The organism is Protofrankia coriariae, from assembly GCF_001017755.1.
Taxonomy (GTDB): domain Bacteria; phylum Actinomycetota; class Actinomycetes; order Frankiales; family Frankiaceae; genus Protofrankia; species Protofrankia coriariae.
Map to the genome: position 1 here is coordinate 16,221 of NZ_JWIO01000001.1, position 5,432 is coordinate 21,652.

The window sequence follows — 5,432 nt, forward strand, 5'->3', positions numbered from 1 at the left end:
GAGGCTCGCCGCCTCAAGCTCGTGGAAGTCGCCGTAGCCGTTGTGGGCGTTGGGGAACGTGTCGAAGGCAACCGGCGGGAGCGTGATCCAGGGAAACCCGCCGTAGGGCCGGTTCAGCACGTTCACCCGAATCTCCTCCTGGACCACCGCGATCTGGTTGTCCAGGTTCTCCCGGGTGATCCGGGGCGCGCGCATCCGGTCGGCCTCGAGGAACAGCGCGCGTTCCAGCCCGCCGGAGGGCAGCAGCTCGTAGTAGTCGGTGTGGTCCGGATGCGTGGATCCGTTGAATATGCCCCCGGCGGCCTGCACGTACTTCGCGTGTTCGGCCTTTCCGACATTTTCACTGCCCTGAAACATAAGATGTTCAAACAGGTGCGCGAAGCCGGTCCGTCCCTCCGGCTCGGAGCGGAATCCCACGTCATAGTGGACAGCCACGGCGACGACGGGCGCCGTGCGATCCGGAGCCAGCACGACGCGCAACCCGTTCGCCAGGGAGGTCTTCTCCACCGGGTAGGAGGGCGCCGGCAACAGGACGGCGGTCGTATTCGTCTCGGTACGAGGGGGCACGGTTGGCAACGCTACTGCGGCCGGGCCTGTCATGGTCCGGGTACTCGATGATCCGCGCCACAGGATCGCCGGTTACGGTGCCCGCGGCCACGGCGATCCCGGATTGATCCCGCCTTTCCGGCGAATCCGACCAGAGCCTCGGCGCGGGCCCTCACCGGGGTTCCCGACGGCTTCCCGACGGGCCTCTCTCCAACGGGAGGCCGACGGGACTCCACAGCCATCGTCAGGCTGTTCCCGCATCGTCACCGATGAGTCCGGGTTATGCTCACCGGAGCACTTCGACGACCCGGGGTCCGTCCGAAGCGGGGTGCAAGCCGTGAAAACTGTTCCAGACGGACAGTTGCCTTCCGATCTGCCTTCCGATCTTGCCGACATCCTGCGGCTTGAGCTGGCGACCCTCGGCGATGATCTGATCGCGGCCATCGCGCGTGAGGTGCCGTCGTACGCGCGCCCGCTGGAGGGCTCGTTCGGCCGCGGCGTCCGGCAGGGAGTCGAAGAGGCGCTGCTGCGTTTCCTCACCGTGGTCGGCGCCGACTCCAGCGGACCGCCCGATCTCGCGGCCAGCCGTGAGATCTACGTCCGGCTGGGACGCGGCGAGTTCCGCTCCGGACGCTCGCTGGACACCCTTCTCGGCGCCTACCGGGTCGGCGCCCGGGTCGCCTGGCGGCGGCTCGCCGAGGCCGCGCAGCGCGGCGGGCTGGACGCCGACGGGCTGGTGTCGCTGGCCGAAACCATGTTCGCCTACATCGACCGGATCTCCGCCGCCAGCGCAGAGGGCTACGCCCAGGAGCAGTCCGAGGCAGCCAGCGAACGCGGCCGCCTGCGGGACCGGCTCGGCGAGCTGATGCTGTCCGGGGGAAACCCGGCAACGATCGAGCAGCTCGCCCGGGCAGCCCGTTACCGGCTGCCCGACGTCGTGGCCGCCGTTCTCCTCACCGGCTCCGCGGGCAGCCGCCGGAACGCCGACGGAGCCGACGGTGCCGGTGCCGTCGCCCCGGCACGCACCGACGCAGGCGACGGCGACGGCGACGGCGACGGGGCCATCGTTGGCGAAGTTCGCGGGGCTGTTGACGCAGTTCGCGGCGGCGACGGGGCCCGTGGGACCGGCACGGCTGGTGCCGTCGACACCGCTCGCGGCGTTGACAGGGCCGGTGCGGCCGGACACGTGGATGCCCCGGCCCACGACCGTGTCGACCGGCATGCCGACCGGCATGCCGACCACCGCCTCCCCCACCTGGTGCTGCCGCCGGACACACCTCGCACCATTCAGGGTGAGGACACCTGGGTGTTCGTCACGGACCCGGCCGGTCCCGGGCGGCGGGGCTGGCTTGAGCGGGCGCTGGCCGGTCTCGACGCGATCGTCGGCCCGGCCGTCCCGTGGCGGGACGCGTCCGCCAGCGCGGCGCGGGCGGCGTTCGCGCGCAAGGCCCGGGACAGCGGGACGCTGCCGGGCGTGCCCGCCGGCCCCGGCGGGGNGCCGGCCCCGGCGGGGTGCTGTTCACCGACGACCACCTCCCCGGGCTGTTGTTCGCCCGGGATCCGCAACTGCTCGCCGATCTCGCCCGCCGCCGGCTCGCCCCGCTGGACGGGCTGCCCGCCCGGGCCCGTACCCGGCTGGCGCAGACGCTGCTGCTGTGGCTGCGGCTGCGGGGGCAACGTGCCCGGATCGCCGCCGAACTCCAGGTACACCCGCAGACGGTCCGCTACCGGCTCAGCCAGTTGCGCACCCTGTTCGGAGACGCTCTGGACGACCCGGACGTCCGTTTCGAGCTCGAGCTCGTCCTACGCGCCGGCCTGACCCACCCTCCGTACTCACCGACAGCCGACTGACGGGTCGTGCCCGCTGGGTTGTGCCCGCAAGCCATATCCCCCGATGCCCGCTTATCCCTCGGGGTGCCCGTTTTCCCCTGCTGCGACGGCCAACCGGGCCGGCCCCGGCCCGCTCGTCACCGGCATCGCCGGGCGGCAACGCCCTCAGATGACAGCGCCACCGGGCAGCGGCGTCACGTGATGGCCCGTCATAGTGGAGGCCACCGGCTCTTGCGGCAACGTCACCGCTGGCGGCGCGGCGGTCAGGCGATGGGGACGGGCTTCGGCCCCGTACTACGCATGTTGACCAGCCGTCCGAGCAGGTCGAACCAGAACGGCGCGCCGAGGGAGAGCGCGAGCGTGGTGAACAACCAGCCGAGAATTTTCAGCGCCCAGCCGCCGACGTCATCGGGAACCGCCCGCGGGTCCGCGCTGTCGGAGCCGGCATCGGTCCAGCCCAGCGGCAGATGCAGCGCACCGGCGTCCCGGATGGCCTGTACCGCCTGGTTCGCCGCGTCCTCAGAGTTGTTCGTCGTGGGGGTGTCCGCGCTGGTCGCGGTGGTGCCCGTGCTGACGGGGGCGGAGTTCACCTGGGTGGCTGCGGCCTCGACCACGGCCGCGCGCAACGACCGGTTCTCCCACAGCGCGTTGGTGAGCGCGATCGCGTCCAGGTTCAGCGCCAGGGTGACCAGCAGTGCGTAGACGATGAGAAAACGCTGGACGCGCCGCTTGTACCAACCGGAAAGCCGATCCATCGTGTCGTCGTACCAGGCGGCGATCTCGGCGACGATCCGGTCCCGGTCATGGCCCGCACGGGTCACTATGCCGGTCAGCGCCAGTCGCAGGGGCGCGTTCTCCGGCAGCTTGTCCAGCTCCTCCAATAACGGCCGGACGGATTCCGGGCCGGCGAGCCCGGCTATCGAGATGGCGAGTTTGCGGTTTTCCTCGGACGCCGACGGAGCCGCGGTAATGGCCTCGGCCAGAGCCGCGGCCGTCGTGTCGGTGAGCGAATGATGCGCGTCGCGGTAGGCGTCGCGGGCGCTGTCGGGAAGCGCCGCCGTGTCCATCCGGCCGAGCAGGACACGCACCGGCGGTTCCAGCATGTCGAGTACACCGCGGGCAAAGGCGATGGACGGGATGTAGGACGGCAGGCGTAACTGCCGGGCCCGGCGCCACGCGCCGGTCTGCCCCAAGGCGTCTCTCAGATCGGGCACGGCATTCCTCCGGCCGCCCGTACGCAGGCCACGCAGCGAGCCGTCGAGAAGCTGCGCGGTCAGACCGGTGTCGGGAGTTGTTCCCGTCCGGTCCACCGGGCCGTCACCGAAGAGGCGCCGCAGTTCGGTCTCGAGCTGCCGGCCGCGATAGGCCATGACCCCGAAAACGACCTCGTTGATACGGGAGACCGCCACGCTCCCGATGGCGAACACCAGAATGAGACCGATCGGCACGTCCAGAATGGCCGAATCCGGCATGTCCCTTCACCCCCGACACGTCCGGGACGATCTCACCGGGGCCGTCGGGGCGACGGCGGCTCGACCGATGGCCCGACCTGCGATCCGACTTGTGACCCGACTTGCGCGCTATACACATTTTGCTTACGAAATTCTACTATGTCCCGTCGCGCAGGGCGCGCGTGTCGGCCAGGATGTCGGACCCACCGCCTATGACGGCCAGGCATGACGAACGAAGATCGAGCCGGCGCCCGCCTGGCGCCGGCGGCCTGCGGCCGTGTGCCCGCCCCGTGGCCAACGGGCCGCCAAGAGATGCCGGGAGCCGCCGGGGGTCGGCCTCAGCTCGTCGGAAGCTCGTCGGATCGCCCGCCGGCCACCTCACACGACCCGGCGACGGGCGTCACGGCCGACGCTCACCACGAGCTGTATTCTGAGGGCAGCCCGGAGAAGATGTGAGGTTGATGTCCGCATCCCCAGTCAAAATTTCCCTGACGGGAATCAAGCCGACCGGTGAACCGCACCTCGGCAACTATGTCGGCGCCATCAAACCGGCGTTGCGGCTCGCCGAGGAGTACGAGGCGATGTACTTCATCGCGGACTACCACGCGCTGACCACTGTTCGCGATCCCGCATTGCTGCGGCACTACACCCGCTCGGTGGCCGCGACGTGGATCGCCGCCGGCCTCGACCCGGACCAGGTGGTCTTCTATCGGCAGTCGGACATCCCCGAGATCCCGGAACTGGCCTGGATCCTCAGCTGCCTGACCGGTAAGGGGCTGATGAACCGGGCGCACGCCTACAAGGCGGCGCGGGACCGCAACCAGGAAGCAGGTAAGGCGGACCTCGATGCCGGGATCAACATGGGACTGTACAACTACCCGGTTCTCATGGCGGTCGACATCCTGATCATGGGTACCGATGTGGTACCGGTCGGGCGTGACCAGATGCAGCACGTGGAGATCGCCGCCGACATCGCGGGCTCGTTCAACCATGTCTACGGAGACAGCTTCAAGCTCAAGGTCCCACAGGCGATCGTTCCCGAAGCCGAGACCGGTCGCACGCTGCCGGGCCTGGACGGTCGAAAGATGAGCAAATCGTACGACAACACGATCCCTTTGTTCTGCAGCGAGTCGCAACTGAAGAAACTCGTGCGCCGCATTCCGACCGATTCCACTCCGGTGGAGGACCCCAAGGACCCGGACAGCTCCAACGTCTTCCAGATCCTGGAGCAGTTTGCATCCCCGGAGATCACCGCTGACACACGGCGACGCCTGCAGGCCGGTGGCATGGGTTGGGGCGAGCTGAAAAACCAGCTGTTCGACATCCTCAACACGCAGCTCGGCCCGCTACGCGAACGTTACGACGCCCTGATGGCACCGGGCAGCGAACTGGACGCGCTCCTGGCCGCGGGAGCGGAAAAGGCCCGCAAGCGAGCGGTACCCACCCTGGACCAGGTACGCAGGGCAATCGGTATCAACTGACCCTGCCCCGCGTGGGAGCGATGCGCGGGACAACCGGGTGACCGTGCGGGCCACCGTCACGTAGCGGCAGCCACACGTCAGATCACGGTCGAATCACGAAAGCGCGGGGACAAACGGCCGCCGC

4 protein-coding genes and 1 pseudogene are annotated in these 5,432 nt (G+C 69.4%); 3 read left to right on the forward strand and 2 right to left on the reverse strand.

Features of this window, described 5'->3' with window-relative positions:
• On the reverse strand, positions 1-600 hold a 600-nt coding region (locus tag FrCorBMG51_RS30180; RefSeq protein WP_235433187.1), incomplete at its 3' end, for a M16 family metallopeptidase.
• On the opposite strand from FrCorBMG51_RS30180, the pseudogene FrCorBMG51_RS34320 reads away from it, so the two are divergent.
• Together FrCorBMG51_RS34320 and FrCorBMG51_RS30190 are read left to right on the forward strand one after the other, a co-directional pair.
• Positions 599-1,357: pseudogene (locus FrCorBMG51_RS34320) on the forward strand (PucR-like N-terminal domain-containing protein); the annotation flags it as partial. The gene FrCorBMG51_RS30180 and the pseudogene FrCorBMG51_RS34320 sit on opposite strands and share 2 nt — an antisense overlap.
• Before the next feature lie 701 nt (positions 1,358-2,058).
• Positions 2,059-2,397, forward strand: a complete 339-nt coding sequence (locus FrCorBMG51_RS30190) for a helix-turn-helix domain-containing protein (protein WP_052914176.1) — start codon at positions 2,059-2,061, stop codon at positions 2,395-2,397.
• A 242-nt stretch (positions 2,398-2,639) separates the two neighbouring features.
• Here FrCorBMG51_RS30190 and FrCorBMG51_RS00100 read toward each other — a convergent pair whose 3' ends face one another.
• Positions 2,640-3,848 (reverse strand): hypothetical protein, encoded by a 1,209-nt coding sequence (locus FrCorBMG51_RS00100; protein WP_047221131.1) that lies wholly within the window; start codon positions 3,846-3,848, stop codon positions 2,640-2,642.
• Between the two features lie 440 nt (positions 3,849-4,288).
• Between FrCorBMG51_RS00100 and FrCorBMG51_RS00105 the strand changes: the two genes are divergently transcribed.
• Positions 4,289-5,308, forward strand: coding sequence for a tryptophan--tRNA ligase (locus tag FrCorBMG51_RS00105; protein ID WP_047221132.1), 1,020 nt, complete (start codon positions 4,289-4,291; stop codon positions 5,306-5,308).
• Positions 5,309-5,432: the final 124 nt, after the last annotated feature.